Below are 24,100 nucleotides of genomic sequence, written 5' to 3' on the forward strand. Positions count from 1 at the left end.
CTTCCTTGTGGACGATGATGATGGTCGGCCTGTCTTAATTCACGGCCTCGAAATTACAATGGCGCCGGCCCGCATCATGAAAAATTCACACGCGGCGCGGTCCGCGCTCACCCTTTGGCGATCGCGTCAAAGGCAAGCAGTTTCTCCAGCAGCCGCGGCATGTCCTTCAGCGGCACCATGTTCGGACCGTCCGAGGGAGCGTTGTCGGGATCCTCGTGGGTCTCAACGAAGACCCCGGCGACGCCGACGGCCACCGCCGCACGCGCCAGCGTTTCGACGAACTCGCGCTGGCCACCGGAAGAACCGCCCTGGCCGCCTGGCTGCTGCACGGAATGCGTCGCATCGAAGACCACGGGAGCGCCGAGTGCCGCCATGATCGGCAGCGAGCGCATGTCGGAGACCAGCGTATTATAGCCGAAGGAGGCGCCGCGTTCGCAGAGGAGCACATTGGGATTGCCACTCTGCGTAAATTTGGCGAGCACGTTCTTCATGTCCCAGGGGGCGAGAAACTGGCCCTTCTTGACGTTGATCGCGCGCCCCGTCTTCGCGGCAGCGACGAGAAGGTCAGTCTGGCGCGACAGAAAGGCGGGGATCTGCAGGATGTCCACCGTCTCGGCGACCAGCGCGCATTGCTCTTCCGTATGGATATCGGTCAGGACCGGGAAGCCGAATTCACGCTTGAGGTCGGCAAAGACTTCCATCGCATTGTCGAGCCCGATGCCGCGCTTTCCGGAGAGGGACGTGCGGTTCGCCTTGTCGAAAGAGGACTTGTAGACGAGGCCGATCCCGAGCGATCTACAGAGCTCGACAAGCTTTCCCGCAATCGTGAAGGCGTGTTCGCGGCTTTCCATCTGGCAGGGTCCGGCGATAAGCGTCAGCCGCTCCTTCTGCGAGAACACCACCTGGCCGGCACCTTCGCCGACGACCACTCTCGAATTGGTTTCCATCTTCATACTCCAAAGGCGAAAGTTACACCCTGCCCCGGCGCTTCCGGAACGATGAGGCGTCCGCCCATCTCTGCGAATTCGATATCATTCTGCGCGAAAAGCGCGCGTGTGGCTTCCAGATCGCCCACACGGAAAACCACGGCACGCCCGCGCAAGCCCCGTTCCGCACCCTCGACCGCGTGACCGAAGAATGCCTCGACACCTGCCGGCGTCAATACTGTAATCTTGGCGCTGCCTGCCTGAATGTCCATGCCGAATGAATGGGCCGACACCTCGCGCTCGTCCACCGCTTCCTGCAGCAGATACTGGAAATCCGTCGGGTTCTGTTCCGAAAGAACGACCTCGGCGATGCCCAGCACGCCGTTCTCGTGGTGGTGAAGCGCGCTGCTGTCGACCGGCAGAGCACGCAGGCGCTGGCAAGTAAAAAGAAAAAGATCCGGGGAGCGCAGGTCCGCTGCAAAAGCAAGCCTGAAGGAACCGAGCGCTTCGCGCCCGTCCGGCAGGCGCATTGGCCGGGAGAATTCAAGCATTTCACCGCCGGAGATACCGCGAGCGCGGAAACGGATGTGATCTTCGGCCGCGTCCGGAGTCCCGAGCACCACGGCGGACAGACCCTCCTGCCCGCGCCGGAACCGGAACGCCTGGTCACGTGCGACGAAAGTGTTGCCGTCGAGCGCCGCTGCCTCGCATTCCTCCCGCAAAGCGACGGCGAGCGGCTCCAGATAGGTACCGTCCGAGAAGAAGACGCAGGCATTTGCCGTGCCGAAGGGATGGCGCGCTTCATCGGCAACGATGAAGCCGAGATCCGCAAGACGCTGCCTTGTCCGCGCGAGATCGCCCACCGGCAGCACGAGATGATCGAGCGGGCGGGCGGTTCGCTTGGTTTGGCTCATGGCGGTTTCCCTGATGACCGATTTGCCGCTGTTTGCAACTTTTGCCCGCCGATTGCAAGCGGGCTCCGGCCGATGGGCGTCGCCGGCCGTCGTCGTGGCAGGGAGCCCGCCCCGCCCCGCCGTCGACGGCAGCTCTAAACGAGCCGCGACTGTTCGAGTGCTGCCTCGATGAAACTCGCAAAGAGCGGGTGGGGATCGAGCGGGCGCGACTTCAGTTCCGGATGGTACTGGACGCCGATGAACCAGGGATGGTCGGGATACTCGACCGTCTCCGGCAGAACGCCGTCCGGCGACATGCCCGAAAAGACGAGGCCGCAGGATTCCAGCCGGTCCTTGTAATCGACATTCACTTCGTAGCGGTGGCGGTGACGCTCGGAAATATCCGGCGAGCCATAGATACCGGCGATCTTGGTTTCAGGCTTCAGGGCCGCTCGATAGGCGCCGAGGCGCATCGTGCCGCCGAGATCGCCCGCGGCGGAACGCTTCTCGAGTTCATTGCCCTTCACCCACTCGGTCATCAGGCCGACGACCGGTTCCTTGGTCGGGCCGAATTCCGTAGAAGATGCCTTTTCGATACCGGCGAGGTTGCGCGCCGCTTCGACGACCGCCATCTGCATGCCGAAGCAGATGCCGAAATAGGGCACCTTGCGCTCGCGGGCGAAACGCGCCGCATTGATCTTGCCCTCCGAACCGCGTTCGCCGAACCCGCCGGGAACGAGAATGCCGTGGACTTTTTCCAGATAGGGTGCCGGGTCCTCCTTTTCGAAGACCTCCGACTCGATCCACTCGAGCTTGACCTTGACCCGGTTGGCGATGCCGCCATGGTAAAGCGCCTCGATCAGCGATTTATAGGCGTCCTTGAGACCGGTATACTTGCCGACGATTGCAATCGTGACCTCGCCTTCCGGCGTGCGGATACGATGTGCAACATCTTCCCACGCCTCCATGCGCGGCTTCGGCGCCGGCTCGATGCCGAAAGCGGCAAGCACCTCGTTGTCGAGCCCTTCCTTGTGATAGGCGATCGGCACGTCGTAGATAGAAGCGACGTCGAGCGCCTGGATGACGGCGGACTGGCGGACATTGCAGAAGAGCGACAGCTTGCGGCGCTCCGCTTCCGGGATTTCTCGGTCGGCCCGCACGAGCAGGATATCCGGGTGAATACCGAGCGCCTGCAGTTCCTTGACCGAATGCTGGGTCGGCTTGGTCTTCAGTTCGCCCGCCGCCGGGATATAAGGCATCAGCGTCAGGTGCACATAAACGGCGGTGCCGCGCGGCAGGTCGTTACCGAGCTGGCGGATCGCTTCCATGAACGGCATCGCCTCGATGTCGCCGACGGTGCCGCCGATCTCGCAAATGACGAAGTCGTAATCCTCATTGCCTTCGGTGACGAAGTTCTTGATTTCGTTCGTGACGTGCGGAATCACCTGGACCGTCGCGCCCAGATAGTCGCCGCGCCGCTCCTTGTCGATGATGTTCTTATAGATCCGGCCCGTGGTGATGTTGTCGGTCTTCGTCGCCGAGCGGCCCGTGAAGCGCTCGTAATGCCCGAGATCCAGGTCCGTTTCCGCCCCGTCGTCGGTGACGAACACCTCCCCGTGCTGGGTCGGGCTCATAGTACCCGGATCGACGTTCAGATAGGGATCGAGTTTGCGCAGCCTCACGCGGTAGCCACGCGCCTGCAGCAATGCTCCGAGAGCAGCCGCAGCGATGCCTTTTCCGAGGGAGGAGACCACGCCGCCAGTGATGAATACATATCGCGCCATGGGAGTCACCGGATACCTTTTCACAAACGATTCCGCCACCGAAAAATTCCTTTTTTAGAATTTTCCGTGCGGAATGGCAGATTTCACACAAAATAAAACCGGCGGATGAAGCCATCCGCCGGGAGATCTTTTCGTTTGCAGCGTTACTGGCCGCTCGGGACTTGCGATCCCGTATTGCCGTTGGTGCCGCTGGCCGGGGCTGCCGGCGCGGCACCTGCCGGTGCCTGGGGCGCCGGAGCACCACCTGCCGGAGCGGCGTTGTTGGCCCCGTTTGCGGGACCCGGAGCCTCGGTATTTCCGCCGGCCGGCGCCGGCTGACCGCCACCGAGCGAGTCCAAGACGCCGCCGCTCGAACTCGTCCCCGGAATCCGGTCGAGAATATCGGTGGCCTGCGGCTCGTAGCGGGACAGAATGCCCATCGCGAGCGCCAGGGCGAAGAAAAGGAACGCCAGAACCGCCGTCGTTCGGGTGAGCGCGTTGGCCGTGCCGCGCGCGGACATGAACCCCGAGCCGCCGCCGATCCCGAGACCGCCGCCTTCGGAACGCTGAATCAGAACGACGCCGATCAGGGCGACGACCACCATGAGATAGATGACGAGTAGTATGGTCTGCATCAGCTTCCAGTCCTGCCCTCTGCGGGGCATACGAATCGAACGACGCCGGCCTCATCGTGGAGCCGCGTCAAATTTGGCGCCTCTTTATACCAAGCCGCCAGCTATTCCAAGTCCCGCGGCAATCAGGCGGTCAATTCTTCATAGGCCCTGTAGATGGCGAGGAAATCATCCGCTTTCAAGCTCGCGCCGCCGATCAGGGCGCCGTCGACATTGGTGACCCCCATGAGTTCCCTGGCATTCGAGGGTTTGACGGACCCTCCATAGAGAATCCGCATCTTGCTGCCTTCCGCGCCGAAGCGCGCCACGAGTTCGCGGCGCATGAAGGCATGGGCCTCCTCGACGTCGGATGCAGTGGGCGTGAGACCGGTGCCGATCGCCCAGACGGGCTCATATGCGATTACCGTGTTTTCGGCCGTCGCCTGATCCGGGAGGCTTCCGGCGAGCTGGCGCTTCAGAATATCGAGCGTCCGGCCCTCCTTGCGCTCCCCTTCCGTCTCGCCGATGCATACGATGGCGACCAGACCGGCGCCGTGCGCGGCTTCGGTCTTGGCGCAAACCAGGGCGTCTCCCTCCCCATGATCGCTGCGCCGCTCTGAATGGCCGACGATCACGTGGGTCCCGAAGCAATCCGCGATCATTTCGGCAGAGACTTCGCCGGTATGGGCTCCCGACGGTTTCTGATGGCAGTCCTGCGCGCCGATCAACAACGGGCTGTCGTCGCAAAGCGCCGTCGCGACGTAGAGCAAGGTTGCCGGCGGGCAGATAAGGGCGTCCACCCTCGCGGAAAGACCGCCTTTCACGCCCTCGGCGATTGCCTTGATCTGGTCCAGGGACGCACGCGTTCCATTCATCTTCCAATTGCCGGCGACGAGCGGGCGGATATCGGGCGTCATGAGAACTCCTCCAGATCAGGTCACTTCGTCTTGGCAAGCGGCGTAGCAAATCGCTCGCGTAAAAAAAAGCACCTGATCGGATTATTCCGGCCTCGGCGGCGCAGCGCTAGGCGTGCAGCGACGAAATCGTCGGATGGAAGCGAATAAAACCGCAGCTGCCGGCGTCTTATCCGGAGAACGTCAACCGAGAAGTTGATGAATGCGCCGGGGCGCCGGAGTCTGCCATGCTGCGCAACAGCAAGGATCGGTTTGGAACCGTGACGATCGTCCTTCACTGGACGATTGCGGTTCTGATCCTTGGCCTCCTCCTCACGGGGTTGGTCATGCGGCGCACCGAGATCGACCCGGCTTTGCAGTTTTCCCTCTATCAATGGCACAAATCCTTCGGTTTCATTGCTTTGGGGCTGGCTGCACTTCAGGCCCTCCGGTGGCTCGTGGAGCGGAGTCCGGCGCCCCCGCCGACCCTCGGTCCGATGGAGCAGATGGCGTCCCGGGCAGCGCATCTGTCGCTCATCGCGCTCGCACTTCTCGTGCCGCTTGCCGGCTGGGCAGTCGCATCCGCCTCCACGCTGGCAATCCCGAGCTTCTTTTTCAACCTGATCGTAATTCCGCATCTGCCGCTTCCGAGATCGGAGACTTCGGAGGCATTTTTCGCCCTGGCCCACGCCACGCTTGCCTATGCGACCCTTGCCCTCGTCGCTGTTCACGCGGCGGCGGCCATCTACCACCATTTCCTAGGGCGCGACGAAGTGCTGGTCCGTATGCTTCGCTCCGGTTCCGCGCCACGCCCTGACAGCACGATCAGCGCACCCGAAAAGGACGACACCCTTGTCGAGAGGAAACGAAGATGACTTCCTTACGCAGGCCCATGGGAGCGGCATTGCCGCGCGCGCTCGTCGCGCTCTTCGCTCTTGCGGGAACGCCGGCCCTCGGCGCGAAAGCACCGGCGCTCGTGGATGCTGCCGGAACCTACCGCATCGCCAGTTCTTCCACTGTCCGGTTCAGCGTCGGACAAGTGGGTGGCAGCGGCGGCATCGCCGGCAGTTTCACCAAATTCTCGGGAACGTTCCGGATCGATGGCGACGATATCGGCGAATCCTCCGTGGAATTCACGCTCTATCCTGAGAGCGTGAATTCCACCGAGGGTCGCATCGAAGACTTCCTGCGCTCCAGCGCCGTGTTCGATGCGGTCAATTACAGGACCGTGACCTTCCGCTCCACCGCCGTCAGTCAGACGGGCCCGGATACCGCAACGATCGAAGGCACCCTCACCGTCCGGGGCAAGAGCCGCAAGGAGCGCTTTGCCGTGGCGCTCACCGATTGGAACAGGCGCTCGATTTCCTTCACCATCCGCGGAAGCGTTCGCCGCTCGCCCTACGGCATGACGGTCGGGACGCCGATTTACTCCAACGTCGTGGAATTCAACATGAACATTAGGGGGCAGAAACGGTAGATCGCGCGCAGCTTTCCGGGATGCGGGCGCAAGATCAGGTCGTTCCGGTGGCGAGTGCGGTGCGTCGCCAGAAGTCCGAGACGATCGCCGGATCGCGCAGCGCCTCCAGTCTTTTCCAAGAGGGGAAGGACGCTTCGAAGACGGCTCGGCTCATGCGGAAATCCTGGCACGGATTCACGGCGCCACCGGCCGAAATGACGATCTCATCGAGAGTGTCGAGCAGCTTGACGGTCGCTCTTCCCTGGTTCGCGAAATCCAGAATCAGGGTGAAGCCCGGCCGCGCAAATGAAAGAAGCCCACGGGAGGCGATGTCTCCGAAACGCTGCAGCGTTGTGCGCACGGAAGCATGACCGGCCCGCCGTGCTGCTTCCAACAATCGCGCCGTGGTCTCCGGCGCCGTCGCGGCGGGATAAACGCTGTGATGCTGGCAAAAGCCACGCCGGCCGTAGAGCCGGCCCCACCCGCCAACCGCATCGAGGCGATGGAAATAGGACGGCCAGTCCTCGGTCGAAACGGTCTCGCCAGTGCCCGCTTTGCGGAAGCGGTATTCGTTCAAGGCTCTGAGCGTCAGCCTGTTGAATAGGCTGAAGGGTGGTGAAACGGGAACGGCGAGCTTCGGCCTTTTCAAAACGTCAGGAAGCTCACAAGCGCCGTCGGCGTGATCAGCCGCGAAAAGCACGCCCCTGCCCGCGCGCCGGCCCGTCGCCAGCTGATCGAGCCAGGCTACGCAATATTCGTGCTCTTCCGCGGCCCGCTCCGCCAGAGCGAAATATTGCTCGAGGCTGTCGAAGCGAAGCACATGCCGCTGGACATGCGGCGAAGGCACTTTCATCAACCGGAGCTCGACATCGAGGATCAACCCGGTCAATCCCAATCCGCCGATCGTGGCGGCGAAGAGTTCTGCGTTCTCCTCCGGCGTACAGACCAGCCGCTCACCGCTCGACCGGAGCAAGGTCAGGCGCCGGACGTGATTGCCGAAGGAGCCGCGCGCATGATGATTGCCACCGTGTATGTCGTTGGCCACGGCGCCGCCGACGGTGACGAGGCCGGTTGCGGGCGTCACGGGGAGAAAGAAGCGATGCGGGGCTGCGCGGGCGAGAAGCTCGGCAAGACTGACGCCGGCCTCGCAGCGGATGGCGCCGCTCCCCGAATCGAAAGTCAGGGTCCGGTTGAGCTTTCTGCTATCGATAGGCGTCCCGCCTTCGTTGCGGCAAACGTCGCCAAGGCTCAACCCATTGCCGACGGGAAGAAAGGCCATGGGTGCGACGGAGCCTGTCGCGTCCTCGTAATCATCGGGGGAAATGGACGGCCGAGGCCGCCTTCCAGAACGCGCCGCGCTTTCGAAGTCGTCCATTCTCATTGCCGCCTCAACTCCTCCATCGACCGCGCCGTCAGCGGTCAAGGAACCAATTCAGTGCCTCTCGCCAATCCGTCATTCTGATCGGAGTTCCATGCGAACCTGTTTCGAACAGAACGAAACGGGTGGGATAGTCCTTCGATCTGAGGCTGCGGTAAAAGGCAATCTGTGACTTGGCCGGATAGACGCTGTCGCGGCTCCCATGGCTGAAGAACATCGGCAGCCGCGCGCGGTAGGCGGCGCTCTTGTTGAAGCCGGGATCGGCGGGACCGCCCATGACCATCATCCCGTCGAGGTTCAAGACGGCGGCCTCTTCGCGCGCGATCCCCCAACAGATGAAGCTTCCCATGGAGGCACAGGAAAGCACCACCGGCCGCCCGCCGGAGCGCTCGGCGGCGAAACGGATCAGTGCCGAAATATCCGCGACGCCCGCAGCGTCGAACGATCGGATGCTCGGCGCGTAGTAGGTGCCGCCATTGGCGACGGCAAGATTTTTGAGCCGATTGAAATTTCCGCCGAAGGAGAAGTCGTTGGCGCCAAGGCGACGGTCGCCGCCGCGTCCATGAATGAAAAGCACGGTGAAGGCAGCGCCGCGATCGGGGCCGACGCGGGCGACGTCCAGCCTGCGCCCGCCGAGATCGAGCGTCTCGTTCACCTGAACGCTCCTGACGCCGAGCGACAAATAGGCGCGCTTTACCCGCCGCTCGGCTATCTGGTCGCGTTGGTTGATATCGCGTAGCTCCTGATAGTCGACAACGCGAAAATCACCGCCGTCCGCCTCCTGAAGCAGTCTGGCATGACCGAACAGTGCATCCTTGTAGGGTTTGAGAGGCTCGGCTCTCGCCGAAGCGACCATACCCGCCAGGACAAACGCTCCGATCAGACCCCGGATTGCGAAATGAATTGTGGACATAATCACCCGATCGGCTCCCTCGTTCGGCGCATGCCTTGCCACCGGCACCTCTGCCAAGCAACACTGACGTGGAAAATCCGGCTCATCAAAGGGTATTTCTACCTCGCGGGCATCTTAATTCACCTTTTGTTCGCTCTTGGAGCGAGACTCTGGCAAAATTCCGGTGATTCGCATGACAAAGGATGGCGGCCGCGCCGCGGTCTTGCTATGGCCTAGCCGATATTTGGACAGGAACGATCTGAACGCTTCATGGACGACAGCAGCGACCTATTTTCCGCCATGCCCCAACAGCCGAAGCCGGCGGATGCCGCGCCACGCAAACCCGCGGCCGCAGCCGCCGGTAACGAGGCGCCGCGCCCTGCCCCGAGGACAAGCGACGGCAGCGACTACGACGCCTCGGCGATCGAGGTGCTGGAAGGACTGGAGCCGGTACGGCGGCGTCCGGGCATGTATATCGGCGGAACGGACGAAAAGGCCCTGCATCACCTGTTTGCCGAGGTCATCGACAACTCGATGGACGAGGCGGTCGCGGGACATGCGAACTTCATCGACGTGAACCTGGATGCGGACGGTTTCCTGACGGTCACCGATAACGGCCGCGGCATACCGGTCGAAAACCACCCCAAATTTCCCGGCAAGTCCACGCTCGAAGTAGTGATGACGGTGCTGCATGCCGGCGGCAAGTTCGACGGTAAGGCCTACGAGACCTCCGGTGGACTGCACGGTGTCGGTGTTTCGGTCGTCAACGCATTGTCCGATGACCTCGAAGTCGAGGTCGCACGCAATCGGCGTCTTTATCGCCAACGCTTCTCCCGAGGCGTCGCGCAAGGAGGTCTCGAAGACCTCGGCGACGTGCACAATCGCCGCGGCACCAGGGTCCGCTTCCACCCGGATCCGCAGATCTTCGGTCCGCATGCCCGCTTCGAGCCGGCTCGGCTTTTCCGTATGGCCCGGTCGAAGGCCTATCTCTTCGGCGGCGTCGAAATCCGCTGGTCCTGCGACCCGTCGCTCCTGCCGGAGGGTTCAGAGATTCCGGACAGGGCCGTTTTCCACTTCCCCGGCGGCCTCAAGGATTATCTCGCCGCTACGCTCGGAAAGGAATTCACGGTTACGCGCGAGATTTTCGCGGGCAAGTCGGAAAAATCCAACGGCCACGGCTCGCTCGAATGGGCCGTCACCTGGTATGGCGGCGACCAGCAGATCCATTCCTACTGCAATACGATCCCGACGCCCGAAGGAGGGACGCACGAAGCGGGTCTTCGCATCGCGCTGACGAAGGGGCTCAAGAACTATGCCGAGCTCACGCAGAACAAGCGCGCTGCGATCGTCACCACCGACGACGTGATGATTTCCGCGGCGGGCATGCTCTCCGTCTTCATTCGCGAACCGGAATTCGTCGGTCAGACGAAAGACAGGCTTGCGACGGTGGAAGCGCAGCGCATAGTCGAAAACGCGCTTCGCGACCCCTTCGACCACTATCTCGCTGACAACCCGGCGGAAGCGGCAAAACTTCTCGACTGGGTGGTGGAGCGAGCCGAGGAGCGCGTTCGCCGGCGCAAGGAAAAAGAAGTCAGCCGCAAGACGGCCGTGCGCAAGCTGCGTCTGCCGGGCAAGCTCGCCGATTGTGCGCAGAACACGGCGGAGGGCGCCGAACTCTTCATCGTCGAAGGCGACTCGGCCGGCGGCTCGGCCAAACAGGCTCGCAACCGCGCCAACCAGGCGATCCTGCCGCTGCGCGGCAAGATCCTCAACGTCGCCAGTGCCGGCCGCGAGAAGCTCGGTGCGAACCAGCAGATCGGCGATCTCATCCAGGCCCTCGGCTGCGGGACCCGTTCGAAATATCGCGAAGAGGACCTGCGCTACGAGCGCATCGTCATCATGACAGACGCCGATGTCGACGGCGCGCATATCGCTTCGCTCCTGATCACCTTCTTCTACCAGGAAATGCCGGAGCTCATCCGCGGCGGCCATCTCTTTCTCGCCGTGCCGCCGCTCTACCGGCTGAGCCAGGGCTCGAAGACGCTCTATGCCCGCGACGACGCGCATCGCGAAGAGCTGATGCAGACGGAGTTCAGCGGCCGCGGCAAGGTCGAAATCGGACGATTCAAAGGTCTCGGCGAGATGCTGCCCGCGCAGCTCAAGGAAACCACCATGGATCCGGCCAAGCGGACGCTCCTCAAGGTCGAAATCGATGATGTGGATTTCGAGGGCACCCGTGATGCGGTCGACAGCCTGATGGGAACGAAAGCCGAGGCCCGCTTCCGTTTCATCCAGGAGCGTGCCGTCTTCGCGGAAAATCTCGATATTTGAGACCCTATGACGGCCGCTCTCCCCGCACGCGCGAGGGAACCTGATATCGCGCCGGAACTCCCTTCGCCCCGCTTGCCGGAAGAAGGCCCGCGGCAGGGCGGATGAGGGGCAACCTGCCGAATCAACTTCGAACCGTCTGCGCCACCCGCTTCTCCATGAACAGACTGAGCGGGTCCGGTTGATAGCTGCCGAACGGCGCCCTCTCGACATATCCGGATGCCTTGTACAAACCGATCGCCTCCGGCTGGTAGATGCCGGTCTCGAGGCGGATCGCCGTGAGGCCAAGCTTTTCCGCCTTCCCCTCCAGCGCGGAGAGAAGCAGCCTGCCGGCTTTCAATCCCCTCGCCTCCGGGTCCACGAACATCCGCTTGATTTCCGCCGTGCCGTCGCCAGCTTCGACGAGGGCGCAGCAGCCGACGATGTGGTCGTCACGCCGGGCAACGAAAAAAGATACGGTCGACAGTTCCAGTTGAGAGAGATCGACCAGGTGGTTGCTTTCGGCGGGATAGAGCGATGACGCATAGGCATCGGACATTTCAAGCAGGCGGAGAACGGCCAGCTGGCGCGGCGGCTCCTCTGCAATTGTTACGGTCGGCATTCAATCTCTCCGTGCGTTACGTCCGCAAACTAAAGCCGAATATTTCCCGGACCAATACGTCAAAATGCGCAGTGCATCGAACGTGCCGCAATCAAGCGCCTTAACCAGGAGAAACAATTTGTTTGGCGCGTCGCGGCATTTGGCCTTCATCGAACCGAATCGGGCGGCCATAAAGAACCCAGCGACATTTGAACGGACGACTCGACCATGAAAGCCGCCTTGATCGTCATGACCATTCTCGGCTGCGACGACGACGTCAGCCAATGCCATTACATCGCCACCGTGAACGGCGACTGGCCGTCGATTGCGCAGTGCGATACGGAATCGCAGAGAGAACTGCCGCGGTTTTCCGAGAGGAACTACCCGGTCGTGGTGGCCGTCTGCGAAAGCTCAGGCCCGGCCGTGACCGCAGCAACGGAGCCGGTGCCGGAAGTGAATGCCACGCTTCCCATGCAGCCGGATATGCCGCAAAACATAACGCCGACGCAGGGCGAAGAGCCAACCTTGCCGCGCCGCGCTCTGGCGTTGATATCAGGCGCAGTTCCTGACCGGGAAAAACTGAAGGCGATCGTTACCGCGCCGGTCCACTATGTGGAGAACGGCTATTCCTGGGTCGCGCGCCGGTTCGGCAACTGAGCCGGTCCAGGCCATCAGGCGGCCTGGCGGGAGAACCGCGATGCATAGTTGCGCGCCCTCTGCCGCTGCTCGGCGAAAGCCAGCCGCTCTGCAAGTTCGGCAACGGCGTGCAATGCATCGAGGCTGCAATCGCGAAGGCGATCGGAAAGTCTCGCTGCGACTGAGGGGGAAACCCCGTCACGGTCCGGATCTGCCTCGCTTTGACAGAACAACACGGCCTCCGAAAAGACGCCGCTCACGTCACGGCCCAATCCCGCACTTTCAAGAAGGGCCCTGACTGAATGGAACCGCCCGCCCGAAAGGATCGCCCGAACGCGCTTTTCCGGGACTCCTGACAGGTCGACGATTGCCGCAGAAAAGAGCTCCGTCCGGCCGCTGCAGAGCGCCGTCAGCAGCAAGGCCGGCGTCAACCGGCCGGCGTTGCGGAGACGGGCAACCAGCCGCTGCAGTTCCTCCTTCGACGCATCCGAAGAAAGCGCCAGCGCCGCCGCGTCGCAAGATTCCTGCGCTACACGCCGCGCCCGTTCCTGGCCGATAGCGGATCGCACCAAGCCCGAAGCCGCAAGCGCAGTGGCTACTTTCTCCGCAAGGCTTTGGCGAACGTCACTCGGCAGGTCATCGCGTTCGAGCAACAGGCCACGAGTGACCACGCAATCCCCGAGACGGTCCGCAATTCTCCGCAGCGACCCGGGCGAAAGCCCGGCACCTGGATTTTCCAGCAGAATAAGCACCTCTTCCTCGCCGCCGATTTCAGCGATTGCCGCCGCAAGCGCGCGCGAGACCGTGGCGCGGGACGCGATCAGCGCCCGCATCTCCGCGTCGCCGTTCGCCGACATGTAGACAAGATCGTCGTCATTCAGAACAGGGGAACGCGAAATGGCGATGTAGGCGATTTCCGGCTGGTCCTGCGCAAGCGCCTTGATGATCGCGCGCGGTGCGGTTGGGCAATCGGCCAGCGCCTCGACCAGAGAAAGGCGTACTTTGGGGGAAGGGTCGTCGAGGAGAAAGGTCATCGCCATCTCGACTGCCTGTGGATCGACGCCGTTCGTCCCGGCCTTGGCATAGGCGCGGCCAAGCGCACTGGCAGCGCTGGCGCGATCCCCGGCTTTTGCCGTCTCCACCCAGCAAAGAAATGCTTGTATGATCACCTATGCCCCACTCGTCACCGAACAGCCCCGTTGTTCCGAGACTATCGGTCAAAGGTTTAAGATTGGTTCACCATGCCTGTTAACGACTCACAAACCACCCTGCCTCTCCTCTATCTGAAGGCTGGCCAACCCTTGCCTTCGTCGGAAATCCTGGGCTCCGTTGAAGCGGTCGTAGCGGAGATGGACGGCAGCACAACGCATCTGACGCGTTCGGATCTGCCTCGAACCGATACGCGCTGCCTGTTGCTCGCCCGAGTAGGAATGGAGAGCGAGCCCGGTGAAGACGACCTTGTAACCTTGATCGGCAACGGCTTCGACGGTGTCGTCCGGGCCGGATGCCGCGGGCCGGCAGACGTTGAGAAGCTCGACGTATTGCTCAAGGTCGCGGAGGCGGCGACAGGAAAGCCTCATGGACGTACGGTGATTCTTGCCGAATACGCGACGACGCCGGAAAGCGTCTTGTCGCCGCATTCTCTGGCAGGTGTTTCGCCGCGCCTTTCGGCATTGGTGTTCGATGCAACGGTCCTCGCCGAAGCTTGCGGCTGCAGGCCCGTGACCGCAACGGGCGATGTGCCCGCCGTCGTTCGAGCCGGTCGTGCTGCTGCGGTTTTAAGGGCTCGAGAGGCCGGCCTTGCGGCTTACGATATGCTGGCCGCCGACGCCGACGAGGCCGCTTTGCGCCGACTTTGGCAAAACAGCGTGGACAACGGCTTCTCGAGCATAGCCCTCCAGTCGCCGCAGCAGATCGAACTTCTTTAGGGTCAGCGAACCGGACGCATCATTTCGAAGACGTCGCCGCCGTCGCAATAGTCCATATAGCCAAGACGGGCGAGCGGCTTGACGGCCGCCATATCAAATCGCCCGTCACGAATGGCCTCCTCCCGGATATGAATGCCGACGACCGCGCCGATGACGACATAGCTGTCGGACACGAGGCCATCGACGCCTTTGGGGCGGAAGATGTCTGTCATCCGGCATTCGAGTGCGGCGAATGCCTCGCCCACATAGGGTGCCTTGACGAGCGTTCCGTCGACCGGCGTCAGTCCTGCGATCTCGAACTCGCTTTCACCGTGCGGGGCAGCAACCGAGGTGAGATTGACCGCCTCACTCAGGTTTCGGCTCGCGAAGCTCGCGGTGAATTCCCCTGTCGCCTCGATGTTTCGAACCGAGTCCTTGTAGCCGCTCGAGGCGAACATCACCAGCTTCGGCCGGTCGCTGATGGCGTTGAAGAAGGAATAGGGAGCAAGGTTCAGCGCCCCGTCTGCCCTGCGCGTGCCGATCCAGCCGATAGGTCTCGGCGACACGATCGCCTTGAAGGGATCGTGCGGCAGGCCGTGCCCGTTACCGGCCGTATCATAGAACATCAATCATCCCCCTTTCCGACCCAGGTGACGATTTCCTCGAGTTCGGGCCGGGGCCGCTCCGTCGGCGGTACCATGGCCGTACCGATGTGAATGAAGCCTGCGATCCTCTCCCCCGGTGCCACGCCGAGAAGCGGGTAGGCCCGCTCATCGAAGGCATACCATTCCGTCAGCCAGTTCGAAGCAAAGCCAAGGGCATTCGCGGCCATCAGCAGATTGAGGCAAACGGCTCCGGCCGACATCTGCTGCTCCCATTCGGGGATCTTGAAATGCGGCGCCGCCTTGCTGACCACGGCGACGACGACGGGTGCGCGCGTAAGCCGGGTCTCCTCGACCTTGATCATCTCGTCCGGCATGTCCGGCTTGGCGGCAAGGGCCATTTTCTTCAGTTCGGCGCTGATGCGCGCCCTTTCCTCGCCCCGATAGACGATGAAGCGCCACGGAGCCAGTTTGCCGTGATCGGGGACGCGTGACGCCAGCTTCAGCATCTCCTCGACCTCTGCCCTGCCCGGTCCCGGCTCGCCCATCTGGAAGGCTGGAATGGATCTGCGGCATGCAAGATAATCGACAAGCTTTATTTCGGTTTTCATGTTGAGCGAATTCCACTAATTTGCGGCCGGACCGACGGCCACGAAAATGCCATACCGGCGTCCCAAGTGGAGTCGCACAGTCAAGAAGTCAACTGCTCTCATGCATCTCCGCCCGCGTATTTTCCTGAAGACCGTTCTGGCGATCTCTCTCGCCGGGGTGGGTGCGGGGCGCGCGCTTGCCGAGGACCCGACTGACGCCTTCAAGAGCTTCCCATCCGTCTCCGGCACGCACAAGATGCCGAAGCTCACCGGTTTCAGTCCGCTCATCACAGATCCGATACAGGGCGGCGAACTGAAGGACGTAAAACTCGAGGCGCTTCTGACGGATCAGGGAGAGCCGGTTCAGTCGGGTCTCACCTGGCGCGTTTTCAGCCCCATTCCCGGCAGCGACGGCAAGCTGCCGCTGCTCGCCACATCCGAAGGCGGTTCAACCGCCTTCAATCTCGTGCCCGGCGAATATTTCGTCAATGTCGCCTTTGGCAGGGCTGGGGCGACCCGCAAGATCCGTGTGCCGGAAGATGGCCCGGCTGACAAGCAGGTCCTCGTCCTCGATGCCGGGGGAGTCATGCTGAACGCCGTCTCCGGCAGCGACGTTCGTATCCCGCCGAACGAACTCAGTTTTTCGATCTTCTCCTCCGACGTGAAGGAGGATGGCGAACGCGGCCTTGTGGTCGCCGACGTGAAGCCCGGTACCCTGGTCCGTCTCAATGCCGGCACCTATCACGTCGTGTCGAATTACGGCGCGGTGAATGCCGTCATCCGTGCCGATATCCAGATCGAAGCCGGCAAACTGACCGAAGCGACGATCCAGCACCGCGCCGCGAAGCTGACCCTGAAGCTCGTTTCGGAAGCCGGCGGCGAAGCCATTGCGGACACTGCCTGGTCAATCCTGACCTCCTCGGGCGACGTCGTCAGCGAGAGTGTCGGTGCCTTCCCGACGCTTGTCCTGGCCGAGGGCGGTTATACCGCGGTTGCCCGCAACAAGGACAAGATCTACCAGCGCGATTTTGCAGTGCAGGCTGGCGTCAACACGGATGTCGAAGTGCTGCTCGACGGCAGCGGCGAAGCCGATCACGCCGCCAACGCACAGGACTGACGGAAACTGCCGCACGCTTCTGATGCAGCCATTGCCTGAGAAGGCGATCGAGTGAACGCCTGCCAGGCCCTTCTCTCCGCACGCGGGAGAATGGACTGGCAGGCGTAGAGGCAAGCGCGTCAGGCGCGGGCGGTCCGCTCCGCCTTGCGCTTGAGGTCCGGCGCCGTGGCTTCGGCGGAGAGCGAAGCAACTGCCTCGTCGAGCGACATAGCCGTCTGCGCCTGGGAGCCCAGGCGACGGATGTTGACGGAACGTTCCTCTGCTTCCCGCTTGCCGCAGACGACGATCACCGGAACCTTTGTTACCGAGTGTTCGCGGACCTTGTAGTTGATCTTCTCGTTTCGGAAATCGGTCTCGACCGTCAGGCCGGCGTCCCGCAAGCGTTCGGCCACTTCGCGGCCATAATCATCCGCTTCCGAGGTGATCGTTGCGACCACCACCTGCAGAGGCGAGATCCACAGCGGCATATGGCCCGCAAAATTCTCGAGCAGGATGCCGAGGAAACGCTCCATCGACCCGCAAATGGCGCGATGGATCATGACCGGCTGACGCTTCTCGGATTCGCTGTCGATGTAGAAGGCGCCGAAGCGCTCCGGCAGATTGAAATCGACCTGCGTCGTTCCGCACTGCCATTCGCGGCCGATTGCGTCCTTCAGCGTATATTCGAATTTCGGACCGTAGAACGCACCCTCGCCCGGCAGGATGCCGGTCTTGATGCGGCCCTCGGACTGCGCCTCGATCGTCTTCAAGACCTCCGTCATCACCGCCTCGGCGCGGTCCCACAGTTCATCGGAGCCCACACGCTTTTCCGGCCGCGTCGACAGCTTCACGACGATCTCCTTGAAGCCGAAGTCCTCATAGACGGAGAGGATAAGATCGTTGATCTTCAGGCATTCGGCCGCCATCTGCTCATCGGTGCAGAAGATGTGCGCGTCGTCCTGGGTGAAGCCGCGCACGCGCATCAGGCCGTGCAGCGCACCTGATGACTCGTAGCGATGGACGGCACCGAATTCTGCCAGCCTTACAGGTAGTTCCCGGTAAGACTTCAAGCCATGCTTGAAGATCTGGATGTGCCCGGGGCAATTCATCGGCTTCAGCGCGAAGACGCGATCGTCATCCGTATCGTCCCCGGCGACAGTCACCTTGAACATGTTGTCACGATACCATCCCCAGTGGCCGGAGGTCTCCCAGAGAGACTTGTCGAGCACCTGCGGAGCGTTGACCTCCTGATAATCGCCTTCGAGGCGGCGGCGCATATAGGCGACGAGGCTCTGGAAGATGCGCCAGCCCTTTCCGTGCCAGAAGACCACGCCCGGTCCTTCCTCCTGGAAATGGAACAGGTCCATCTCGCGGCCGAGCCGGCGATGGTCGCGCTTTTCGGCCTCGGCCAGCACGTGCAGATACTGATCGAGCTCCTCCTGCGTGTGCCAGGCGGTGCCGTAGATGCGCGTCAGCATCGGATTGTTGCTGTCGCCACGCCAGTAGGCGCCGGCGACCTTCATCAATTTGAAGGCGGTGCCGATCTGGCCCGTCGAAGCCATATGTGGCCCCCGGCAGAGATCGAACCAGTCGCCCTGGTAATAAATCTTCAGGTCCTGGCCTTCGGGGATAGCGTCGACGAGTTCAACCTTGTAACTCTCGCCCTTGACGGCAAAGACCTCCTTGGCCTTGTCGCGCGACCAGACTTCCTTGGTGAAAGGCTTGTTGCGCGCGATGATCTCCCTCATCCTCTTCTCGATGACCGGCAGGTCGTCGGGCGTGAAGGGCTCGTTCTTTGCGAAGTCGTAATAGAAACCATTGTCGATGACCGGGCCAATGGTCACCTGCGTTCCCGGCCACAACTCCTGGACGGCTTCCGCCATGACATGGGCCGCGTCGTGGCGGATGAGCTCTAGCGCGCGCTTGTCCTCGCGCGTCACGATCTCAATCCTGCCTTCCGTCACGGGATCCGAGAGGTCACGCAGCTCGCCGTCGATGGCGATCGCGACGGACTTTTTGGCGAGCGACTTCGAGATCGATTCCGCAACATCGCGGCCGGTCGTGCCGGGGGCGAATTCTCGCACGGAGCCATCGGGGAATGTAAGGGAAACGGAATGCGACATCATGATCTCCTATCCAGTCCCGCCAACGAATGCGGGTGGTATGGTTTGCCGGATGCTGGCCGGTGAATTGACGCGGGCCTGATAAAGGTTTTTCACGTTGGAGTAAAGGCGCAGGCCGCTCAGCCGCCGGCCATTCTGCGCAGGCCTCTGACCGTATTCCAGTTGCGCAACGTCCCGATGCCCAGCCGTCTGGTCGTCAGCGCACCGAGCAATTTCGAGCCGCTCGCCCTGCCCGCAAAATCGATCCAGAGATCGCCGCCGACGATTGCCACGCGCTCGCCTCTGGAGCAATAGCCGACCAGTTTTCCCTGCACCTCGATTTCGAGAGGAGAGCGCATGACCCGCACATGCACGTTTGACGGGTCCTTTTCGCTTTCCGGAAGAAACGGGTTGCCATCCGCAAGCCTCACCCAATCCTCGGCGAAACGGAGGATGATGTCGACGTGACGACCGAAGGCCTTTTCAAAAGCCCTCTCGAGTTCGGTTTCGATCTCGACCAGCGGTTTGACGGGAGCTTCGAACAGGAGATTGCCCGTGGCAACAAGCGTGCGCGGCCTTTTGTAGCCGAGGCCTTCGGCCACCTCCTTCAAGTCGGACATCACAACGCGACGGCCCTCGCCAAGAACGATGCTGTGAAGCAAGGCAATGTAGGTCCGCATGCGCTTCAAGCCCGCCAGAAATCGACTGCACCTGCGGGTAGCCGCGCCAGGACACGGTCCAGCATTGCTTCGTCGACATTGCGTCGTAGCGCGGCGGCCACATCCGTGATCGCCGTGTCAGGGGAGACGTTATGATCGCCGCGGAAAGCCTGTACCTCCCGGGTCATAGCGCGGCGCTCGGCGAAAGGTGCCGCCGGTTCCTGCAGGTTCCATTCGGCAACGAAGATCGCGCGAAGGACCGGCGGCAGCACCTCGGCGAAAAGCAGGGCGTCTGTAACCTCCAGGCGGCACCGGAAAGCGTAAAACACCGCCTGCACCATCGTATAGGCCTGGTTGGTTGTTTGAAGGGCCGCAATGTCGCGCGCATTCAGCATGAAGCGGTCGAAATCCGCAGATGCCTGCCGGTACTCCATCGGAATGGTCACGGGCTCACGCGTCCTTTCTGCGCGGTTGCCAGTAGCGCCAGGGCGTAAACCAGTGCTGGCGAGCCGCGAGCGTTTCCGGCACCGGATCGAACCCATGCGTTCCGCCGGGTCCGCAACGGACCGCCCGGAACAACGTCAGCCATCCACCGGCCCAGAGGCCATATCGGGCGATTGCCTCGAAGCCGTATTCGGAACAGGTCGGCAGATGCCGGCAGGAATTGCCGATCAAACTCGACAGCGTGAGTTGATAGGCGCGAATCAGGGCCATGCCCACGAGCCGCCCTGGCGTCTTGCGGAACGGTCCGGACCAGTTCCGGCTCTGTGCGGTGCGCATTTCGCGACGGGTCACAGCATGATCGGATCGCGGACACATGGCTCAGACGGCGCTAGCGAGGCGCTTTGCCTCGATCTGGCAGATGGCATCGACGACGGCATCGAAAGTCAGCATCGTTGAGGCATGGCGTGCCTTATAGTCCTTGACCGGCATCAAGAAACGCATGTCCTCGAAACGGCCTGAGGGACCTTCCCCGTCGGCCTTCAGCATGGCAAGCATGTCCTCGCGGGCCTTGCGAATCTCGTCCGCACGGGCGCCGACGACATGCCGGGCCATAATGGAAGACGATGCTTGACCGAGCGCGCAAGCCTTGACGTCATGGGCGAAATCGGTGACGACGTCGCCATCCATCTTCAGCCATATCCTCACCTTAGAGCCGCAAAGCTTGGAGTGCGCCGCTGCTTCGGCGTCGGCCTCCGGCAACATTCCGATGCGCGGGACGTTGCCTGCGAATTCGAGGATCCTGCTGTTGTAAATGTCGTCGATCATTTAGGAATCCGGTTGATTTTTCGTGGTTTTGGCCATTCTGCGCATGATTTTCTCCAGGGGGCGGGAAAAAAGCACGGCGTGGCGCATTCGAGCTCTTTTATCCATATGGCCCCATACTATATGCTATGTCGTGTTGGGGTGACAGTTCCGCAAGGGGATCAAGTGTCGCCTGTTGTTTGGGAAACCGTGCCGGACGGTCCAGTGCACTGCTAAGCCAAGACCCGAAAGCCCCGGAACCCGCCAACGGAACCCAAGCCTGCAGGGTTAGGCGTATGGCCAATGGCGAGTTGTCCGAAAGATAAAACGTCAGCAATTTCGTATTGCTTAAAGGGGCCATATGGACGCCATAGTAAAGAATTTTCCTGTGCTCGACGATACAAGCGGTCGTCCGACGCAAAAGGAAGCCGAAGAAGCCGTTCGTGTATTGTTGCGCTGGGCGGGCGAAGATCCGGCACGAGAAGGCTTGAAGGACACGCCCGCGCGTGTCGCCAAGGCATATCGGGAAATTTTCGGCGGCTACGATCTCGCGGCGGAAGACGTGCTCGGCCGAACCTTCGAGGAAGTCTCCGGCTACGATGATATCGTGCTCGAAAAGGACATCCCGTTCTATTCGCATTGCGAGCACCATATGGTGCCGATTATCGGCAAGGCCCATATCGCCTACCTGCCGAACGGTCGCGTGCTCGGCCTTTCCAAAATCGCCCGTGTCGTCGATATTTACGCCCGCCGCCTGCAGACGCAGGAGGCAATGACGGCGCAGATCGCCAGGGCCATCGATGAGACCCTCGTGCCCCGGGGCGTGGCGGTGATGATCGAAGCCGAGCATTTGTGCATGGCCATGCGCGGCATCAAGAAGCAGGGCGCCACGACGATGACGACGACCTTCACTGGTGAGTTCAAGAGCGAACCGGCTGAACAGGTCCGTTTCATGACGATGCTTCGGGGTTTCAAATAAGCGCCGTCAACGCATGTTCCCCAGCTTGGAACGCACGCAGCCACACAGGTGCTACGGCGCCGTTGCACATCCGATCAAGAAGTGCGACGCGCCCTAGCGGAGCTTAGATGATGACCCTCACTTTCGCTTCCCCCCCGCAGAACAAGTCCGACCTGGAAACCGGTCCGGCCTTCACCCCGCGTTTCGACGAGAAGGGCCTTATCACGGCCGTCGTGACCGATGCAGGCGATGGCGCGTTGCTGATGGTCGCGCACATGAATGCGGAGGCTCTGGCCCTGACGCTCGAGACCGGAGTGGCGCATTACTACAGTCGCTCACGCCGCCGGCTATGGAAAAAGGGCGAGAGCTCGGGCAACGTGCAGGCCGTCCGTGAGATTCGAACCGATTGCGATCAGGATGCCATCTGGCTGAAGGTCTCGGTCGCCGGCCACGATGCCACCTGCCATACGGGACGCCGCTCCTGTTTTTACCGAACGGTCGGCGTCGACGAAGGGCAGGCAAAATTGGTGATCACCGACGACGAAAGACACTTCGATCTGAAGCAGGTCTACGCCGAAAGCTGAGCATCTGCGTTTTCCTGGTTCGCCCGCGTGATATATTCATCTTTTGGCAACCAAAAAGGCGCCTAATCATTAATCATGTAAGTGGTTCCCGCGGGAACGGCGGGAAGCCAAAATGTGTTGCAGGCTGTATCCAATGTTTATCGGACCGGCCGCATTCGCGACCGGTTCGGTGTTATATCTCGATCGCGGTGCCAGTCTTTCAACGGCCGTTCGCAAGGGCGGCACCGGCATGTTTCGGTGGCCGAATCGGGTCGGTTGGGGGATCATGCGTCAGCCGGACTTGGCAGAGCCTTTCTGCTGGGCGCATGTAGAAATTGAACTATTCGGCGGTGTCGGAGGTGCCGGATGCTGAACTGGACATTTACGCGTAACAGTCAGATTGCCGATCTTTCCGGCGCAAACGGCTCGTCGGTCACGACCACTCCTCCAGCACCACCGATTTCCCAGTCCGTAAAGCCTAAAATTGCTCTGGCACTCGGTGGCGGCGCTGCGCGGGGGTGGGCCCATATCGGCGTACTGAAGGCCCTCGACGAAGAGGGCATCGAAGTCGGAATGATTGCCGGCACCTCAATCGGTGCGCTCGTCGGCGGCTGCTATCTGGCGGGCAAGCTCGATGAATTGGAAATGTTCGCCCGCTCCCTTACCGTGCGCCGCATTGCCGGCTTGCTCGATTTCGCCATCGGCGGCGGTGGCCTGTTCGGTGGCCTGCGGCTTACCAAGCGCATGCAGGAGCATCTGCAGAACCTCAACATCGAGGATCTCGATCGGCCCTTCGTCGCCGTCGCCACTGAAGTTTACAGCGGCCATGAGGTGTGGATCGAGAAAGGCTCCCTCATCACGGCCATCAGGGCATCCTACGCATTGCCCGGGATTTTCGAACCCGTCAAAGCCAACGGCCGAACCCTAATCGACGGCGCTCTCGTCAATCCCGTTCCCGTTTCAGTCTGCCGCGCGCATGAGCAATTGCACGTCGTTGCCGTCAATCTGAACTATGACGTTTACGGGCGCTCCGCCGTGGTCAAGCACAACGCCGGTGTCGAATCGCCGGACGTGCCCGCGACGGAGGTTAACCGCTTTTCAGCACGGCTCGGCATGACCAGCGTCATGGTCCAAGCCTTCAACATCATTCAGGATCGTATTTCGCGCGCCCGGCTGGCAGGTGATCCGCCGGATCTGTCTCTCCACCCGAAGCTCAACGATATCGGACTTTCCGAATTCCATCGCGCAGGCGAAGCGATCGATCGAGGTTATCAGGAAGCCAAGGTCAAACTCTCCGAGATCAGGCGCATGCAGGAAACGCTGCTGCGTTGAGGGGGTCGAGGCCAACATTCCAAAAAGCGCTGGCCCCAAATTCGGCTCAACCGGAGATATAGGCCTTGATCTGTTCGGCCTCGTTCTCGATCGCCCGTATGTGATACTTGACCACGTCTCCGATCGAGATAATGCCTGCCAAGCGGCCCTCCCGCTCCACAGGAAGATGACGCGCACGAAGTTTGCTCATCATCTCCATCAGGGTGTCGACCGACATCTCCTCGCGGCAGCAATAGACGTTCTGCCACATGACGGACGAAACCGGCTTATCGAGACAGCTCGCGCCATATCTGGCAATCGAGGCAACGATATCGCGCTCCGTCATGATGCCGACGATCTGGTCCTCGGGATCGACGACGACAACGGCACCAATATGATTTTCATGCAGCAAAGTCGCGGCCTGTTGAACCGTCACCTGTTCCGTAACCGTGATGACGTCGTGACCTTTTTCGTTGAGAATCGCTTTCACTGACATGCGCACATCTCCCGTTGCGACTAAATCGGACCGACGGGACGAGGGTCCGGCCATGTCGGTCGCTGCACTTTCCCCGGTGGAAGGAAGACCGCGTGACAGTGCAGATGGCCGCAGGAAACCCTGTCCAGTCCGGCGCCAACGCAGCCTTCCGCGCTCCTCAGCACAAAGCTACGCCGGCACCCGGCCCTTTCCGCGGCCGCCTCTTATTCGGCGGC

Annotated in this window: 26 protein-coding genes; 9 read left to right on the forward strand and 17 right to left on the reverse strand. The window is 61.8% G+C overall.

Going from position 1 to position 24,100, the window contains the following annotated elements; genetic code table 11:
• Window positions 1–107: 107 nt before the first annotated feature.
• From kdsA to tpiA, 5 genes are all read right to left on the reverse strand, one after another.
• Window positions 108–947, reverse strand: a complete 840-nt coding sequence (gene kdsA, locus FB009_RS16240) for a 3-deoxy-8-phosphooctulonate synthase (protein WP_011975248.1) — start codon at window positions 945–947, stop codon at window positions 108–110.
• A gap of 2 nt (window positions 948–949) precedes the next feature.
• The gene (locus FB009_RS16245) at window positions 950–1,840 is read right to left on the reverse strand and encodes a VOC family protein (RefSeq protein ID WP_011975247.1); all 891 of its coding nucleotides are present in this window, start codon (window positions 1,838–1,840) and stop codon (window positions 950–952) included.
• Window positions 1,841–1,974: 134 nt separating this feature from the next.
• Entirely contained in the window at window positions 1,975–3,612 is a 1,638-nt protein-coding gene (locus FB009_RS16250) for a CTP synthase (RefSeq protein WP_162142250.1), read from the reverse strand.
• A gap of 134 nt (window positions 3,613–3,746) precedes the next feature.
• Window positions 3,747–4,217, reverse strand: a complete 471-nt coding sequence (secG, locus tag FB009_RS16255) for a preprotein translocase subunit SecG (protein ID WP_011975245.1) — start codon at window positions 4,215–4,217, stop codon at window positions 3,747–3,749.
• Window positions 4,218–4,339: 122 nt separating this feature from the next.
• Complete coding sequence (gene tpiA, locus FB009_RS16260; RefSeq protein ID WP_011975244.1) at window positions 4,340–5,110, reverse strand: triose-phosphate isomerase; 771 nt, start codon at window positions 5,108–5,110, stop codon at window positions 4,340–4,342.
• A 224-nt stretch (window positions 5,111–5,334) separates the two neighbouring features.
• On the opposite strand from tpiA, the gene FB009_RS16265 reads away from it, so the two are divergent.
• Window positions 5,335–5,961, forward strand: coding sequence for a cytochrome b (locus FB009_RS16265; protein ID WP_011975243.1), 627 nt, complete (start codon window positions 5,335–5,337; stop codon window positions 5,959–5,961).
• A complete protein-coding gene (locus FB009_RS16270) occupies window positions 5,958–6,563 on the forward strand; it encodes a YceI family protein (protein ID WP_011975242.1) in 606 nt (201 codons plus the stop codon). Before FB009_RS16265 ends, FB009_RS16270 begins: the two co-directional genes overlap by 4 nt.
• Before the next feature lie 34 nt (window positions 6,564–6,597).
• Here the strand turns inward: FB009_RS16270 and FB009_RS16275 are convergent, their stop codons facing one another.
• Together FB009_RS16275 and FB009_RS16280 are read right to left on the reverse strand one after the other, a co-directional pair.
• On the reverse strand, window positions 6,598–7,923 hold the full coding sequence (locus FB009_RS16275; protein ID WP_011975241.1) for an FAD-binding oxidoreductase: 1,326 nt from the start codon (window positions 7,921–7,923) through the stop codon (window positions 6,598–6,600).
• Window positions 7,924–7,954: 31 nt separating this feature from the next.
• Entirely contained in the window at window positions 7,955–8,890 is a 936-nt protein-coding gene (locus FB009_RS16280) for an alpha/beta hydrolase (protein ID WP_018011123.1), read from the reverse strand.
• A 192-nt stretch (window positions 8,891–9,082) separates the two neighbouring features.
• Between FB009_RS16280 and parE the strand changes: the two genes are divergently transcribed.
• Complete coding sequence (gene parE / locus FB009_RS16285; RefSeq protein WP_011975239.1) at window positions 9,083–11,143, forward strand: DNA topoisomerase IV subunit B; 2,061 nt, start codon at window positions 9,083–9,085, stop codon at window positions 11,141–11,143.
• A gap of 121 nt (window positions 11,144–11,264) precedes the next feature.
• Here parE and FB009_RS16290 read toward each other — a convergent pair whose 3' ends face one another.
• Complete coding sequence (locus FB009_RS16290; RefSeq protein ID WP_011975238.1) at window positions 11,265–11,741, reverse strand: GNAT family N-acetyltransferase; 477 nt, start codon at window positions 11,739–11,741, stop codon at window positions 11,265–11,267.
• A 207-nt stretch (window positions 11,742–11,948) separates the two neighbouring features.
• Between FB009_RS16290 and FB009_RS16295 the strand changes: the two genes are divergently transcribed.
• Window positions 11,949–12,377, forward strand: a complete 429-nt coding sequence (locus FB009_RS16295) for a hypothetical protein (RefSeq protein WP_011975237.1) — start codon at window positions 11,949–11,951, stop codon at window positions 12,375–12,377.
• 14 nt (window positions 12,378–12,391) lie between these two features.
• Here FB009_RS16295 and FB009_RS16300 read toward each other — a convergent pair whose 3' ends face one another.
• Complete coding sequence (locus FB009_RS16300; RefSeq protein WP_011975236.1) at window positions 12,392–13,525, reverse strand: DUF2336 domain-containing protein; 1,134 nt, start codon at window positions 13,523–13,525, stop codon at window positions 12,392–12,394.
• Between the two features lie 72 nt (window positions 13,526–13,597).
• Between FB009_RS16300 and FB009_RS16305 the strand changes: the two genes are divergently transcribed.
• Entirely contained in the window at window positions 13,598–14,284 is a 687-nt protein-coding gene (locus FB009_RS16305; protein WP_011975235.1) for an aldolase/citrate lyase family protein, read from the forward strand.
• Between the two features lie 2 nt (window positions 14,285–14,286).
• Here the strand turns inward: FB009_RS16305 and FB009_RS16310 are convergent, their stop codons facing one another.
• Together FB009_RS16310 and FB009_RS16315 are read right to left on the reverse strand one after the other, a co-directional pair.
• Complete coding sequence (locus FB009_RS16310) at window positions 14,287–14,889, reverse strand: flavin reductase family protein (protein ID WP_011975234.1); 603 nt, start codon at window positions 14,887–14,889, stop codon at window positions 14,287–14,289.
• On the reverse strand, window positions 14,889–15,476 hold the full coding sequence (locus FB009_RS16315; protein ID WP_018011119.1) for a nitroreductase family protein: 588 nt from the start codon (window positions 15,474–15,476) through the stop codon (window positions 14,889–14,891). Before FB009_RS16315 ends, FB009_RS16310 begins: the two co-directional genes overlap by 1 nt.
• A gap of 100 nt (window positions 15,477–15,576) precedes the next feature.
• Here FB009_RS16315 and FB009_RS16320 point away from each other — a divergent pair, with 100 nt between their 5' ends.
• Window positions 15,577–16,572: a hypothetical protein gene (locus tag FB009_RS16320; protein WP_024312197.1), complete on the forward strand. Its 996-nt coding sequence runs from the start codon at window positions 15,577–15,579 to the stop codon at window positions 16,570–16,572.
• Between the two features lie 119 nt (window positions 16,573–16,691).
• Here FB009_RS16320 and thrS read toward each other — a convergent pair whose 3' ends face one another.
• The 5 genes from thrS to FB009_RS16345 form a co-directional block, all read right to left on the reverse strand.
• A complete protein-coding gene (gene thrS, locus FB009_RS16325; RefSeq protein WP_145161681.1) occupies window positions 16,692–18,674 on the reverse strand; it encodes a threonine--tRNA ligase in 1,983 nt (660 codons plus the stop codon).
• 119 nt (window positions 18,675–18,793) lie between these two features.
• Window positions 18,794–19,333, reverse strand: a complete 540-nt coding sequence (locus FB009_RS16330; RefSeq protein ID WP_011975230.1) for a DUF1697 domain-containing protein — start codon at window positions 19,331–19,333, stop codon at window positions 18,794–18,796.
• A gap of 5 nt (window positions 19,334–19,338) precedes the next feature.
• Window positions 19,339–19,746 (reverse strand): DUF2267 domain-containing protein, encoded by a 408-nt coding sequence (locus FB009_RS16335; protein WP_011975229.1) that lies wholly within the window; start codon window positions 19,744–19,746, stop codon window positions 19,339–19,341.
• Window positions 19,747–19,762: 16 nt separating this feature from the next.
• Complete coding sequence (gene yidD / locus FB009_RS16340; protein ID WP_018011114.1) at window positions 19,763–20,131, reverse strand: membrane protein insertion efficiency factor YidD; 369 nt, start codon at window positions 20,129–20,131, stop codon at window positions 19,763–19,765.
• Between the two features lie 3 nt (window positions 20,132–20,134).
• The gene (locus FB009_RS16345) at window positions 20,135–20,581 is read right to left on the reverse strand and encodes an iron-sulfur cluster assembly scaffold protein (RefSeq protein WP_011975227.1); all 447 of its coding nucleotides are present in this window, start codon (window positions 20,579–20,581) and stop codon (window positions 20,135–20,137) included.
• 337 nt (window positions 20,582–20,918) lie between these two features.
• Here FB009_RS16345 and folE point away from each other — a divergent pair, with 337 nt between their 5' ends.
• The 3 genes from folE (at window position 20,919) to FB009_RS16365 (ending at window position 23,410) form a co-directional block, all read left to right on the forward strand.
• Window positions 20,919–21,536 (forward strand): GTP cyclohydrolase I FolE, encoded by a 618-nt coding sequence (folE, locus tag FB009_RS16350; protein WP_011975226.1) that lies wholly within the window; start codon window positions 20,919–20,921, stop codon window positions 21,534–21,536.
• Between the two features lie 110 nt (window positions 21,537–21,646).
• Entirely contained in the window at window positions 21,647–22,099 is a 453-nt protein-coding gene (hisI, locus tag FB009_RS16355) for a phosphoribosyl-AMP cyclohydrolase (protein WP_028054089.1), read from the forward strand.
• A 345-nt stretch (window positions 22,100–22,444) separates the two neighbouring features.
• Entirely contained in the window at window positions 22,445–23,410 is a 966-nt protein-coding gene (locus FB009_RS16365; RefSeq protein ID WP_011975224.1) for a patatin-like phospholipase family protein, read from the forward strand.
• 46 nt (window positions 23,411–23,456) lie between these two features.
• On the opposite strand, the gene FB009_RS16370 is transcribed toward FB009_RS16365, so the two are convergent.
• Window positions 23,457–23,885, reverse strand: coding sequence for a CBS domain-containing protein (locus tag FB009_RS16370; RefSeq protein WP_011975223.1), 429 nt, complete (start codon window positions 23,883–23,885; stop codon window positions 23,457–23,459).
• Window positions 23,886–24,100: the final 215 nt, after the last annotated feature.

The organism is Sinorhizobium medicae (assembly GCF_007827695.1).
Taxonomy (GTDB): domain Bacteria; phylum Pseudomonadota; class Alphaproteobacteria; order Rhizobiales; family Rhizobiaceae; genus Sinorhizobium; species Sinorhizobium medicae.

Coding starts and splice junctions, on each gene's coding strand:
- kdsA (WP_011975248.1), bottom strand. CDS start 947: ATGGAAACCAATTCGAGAGTGGTCGTCGGCGAAGGTGCCGGCCAGGTG.
- FB009_RS16245 (WP_011975247.1), bottom strand. CDS start 1,840: ATGAGCCAAACCAAGCGAACCGCCCGCCCGCTCGATCATCTCGTGCTG.
- secG (WP_011975245.1), bottom strand. CDS start 4,217: ATGCAGACCATACTACTCGTCATCTATCTCATGGTGGTCGTCGCCCTG.
- tpiA (WP_011975244.1), bottom strand. CDS start 5,110: ATGACGCCCGATATCCGCCCGCTCGTCGCCGGCAATTGGAAGATGAAT.
- FB009_RS16265 (WP_011975243.1), top strand. CDS start 5,335: ATGCTGCGCAACAGCAAGGATCGGTTTGGAACCGTGACGATCGTCCTT.
- FB009_RS16270 (WP_011975242.1), top strand. CDS start 5,958: ATGACTTCCTTACGCAGGCCCATGGGAGCGGCATTGCCGCGCGCGCTC.
- FB009_RS16275 (WP_011975241.1), bottom strand. CDS start 7,923: ATGAGAATGGACGACTTCGAAAGCGCGGCGCGTTCTGGAAGGCGGCCT.
- parE (WP_011975239.1), top strand. CDS start 9,083: ATGGACGACAGCAGCGACCTATTTTCCGCCATGCCCCAACAGCCGAAG.
- FB009_RS16290 (WP_011975238.1), bottom strand. CDS start 11,741: ATGCCGACCGTAACAATTGCAGAGGAGCCGCCGCGCCAGCTGGCCGTT.
- FB009_RS16295 (WP_011975237.1), top strand. CDS start 11,949: ATGAAAGCCGCCTTGATCGTCATGACCATTCTCGGCTGCGACGACGAC.
- FB009_RS16305 (WP_011975235.1), top strand. CDS start 13,598: ATGCCTGTTAACGACTCACAAACCACCCTGCCTCTCCTCTATCTGAAG.
- FB009_RS16310 (WP_011975234.1), bottom strand. CDS start 14,889: ATGTTCTATGATACGGCCGGTAACGGGCACGGCCTGCCGCACGATCCC.
- FB009_RS16315 (WP_018011119.1), bottom strand. CDS start 15,476: ATGAAAACCGAAATAAAGCTTGTCGATTATCTTGCATGCCGCAGATCC.
- FB009_RS16320 (WP_024312197.1), top strand. CDS start 15,577: ATGCATCTCCGCCCGCGTATTTTCCTGAAGACCGTTCTGGCGATCTCT.
- thrS (WP_145161681.1), bottom strand. CDS start 18,674: ATGTCGCATTCCGTTTCCCTTACATTCCCCGATGGCTCCGTGCGAGAA.
- FB009_RS16330 (WP_011975230.1), bottom strand. CDS start 19,333: ATGCGGACCTACATTGCCTTGCTTCACAGCATCGTTCTTGGCGAGGGC.
- FB009_RS16335 (WP_011975229.1), bottom strand. CDS start 19,746: ATGGAGTACCGGCAGGCATCTGCGGATTTCGACCGCTTCATGCTGAAT.
- yidD (WP_018011114.1), bottom strand. CDS start 20,131: ATGTGTCCGCGATCCGATCATGCTGTGACCCGTCGCGAAATGCGCACC.
- FB009_RS16345 (WP_011975227.1), bottom strand. CDS start 20,581: ATGATCGACGACATTTACAACAGCAGGATCCTCGAATTCGCAGGCAAC.
- folE (WP_011975226.1), top strand. CDS start 20,919: ATGGACGCCATAGTAAAGAATTTTCCTGTGCTCGACGATACAAGCGGT.
- hisI (WP_028054089.1), top strand. CDS start 21,647: ATGACCCTCACTTTCGCTTCCCCCCCGCAGAACAAGTCCGACCTGGAA.
- FB009_RS16365 (WP_011975224.1), top strand. CDS start 22,445: ATGCTGAACTGGACATTTACGCGTAACAGTCAGATTGCCGATCTTTCC.
- FB009_RS16370 (WP_011975223.1), bottom strand. CDS start 23,885: ATGTCAGTGAAAGCGATTCTCAACGAAAAAGGTCACGACGTCATCACG.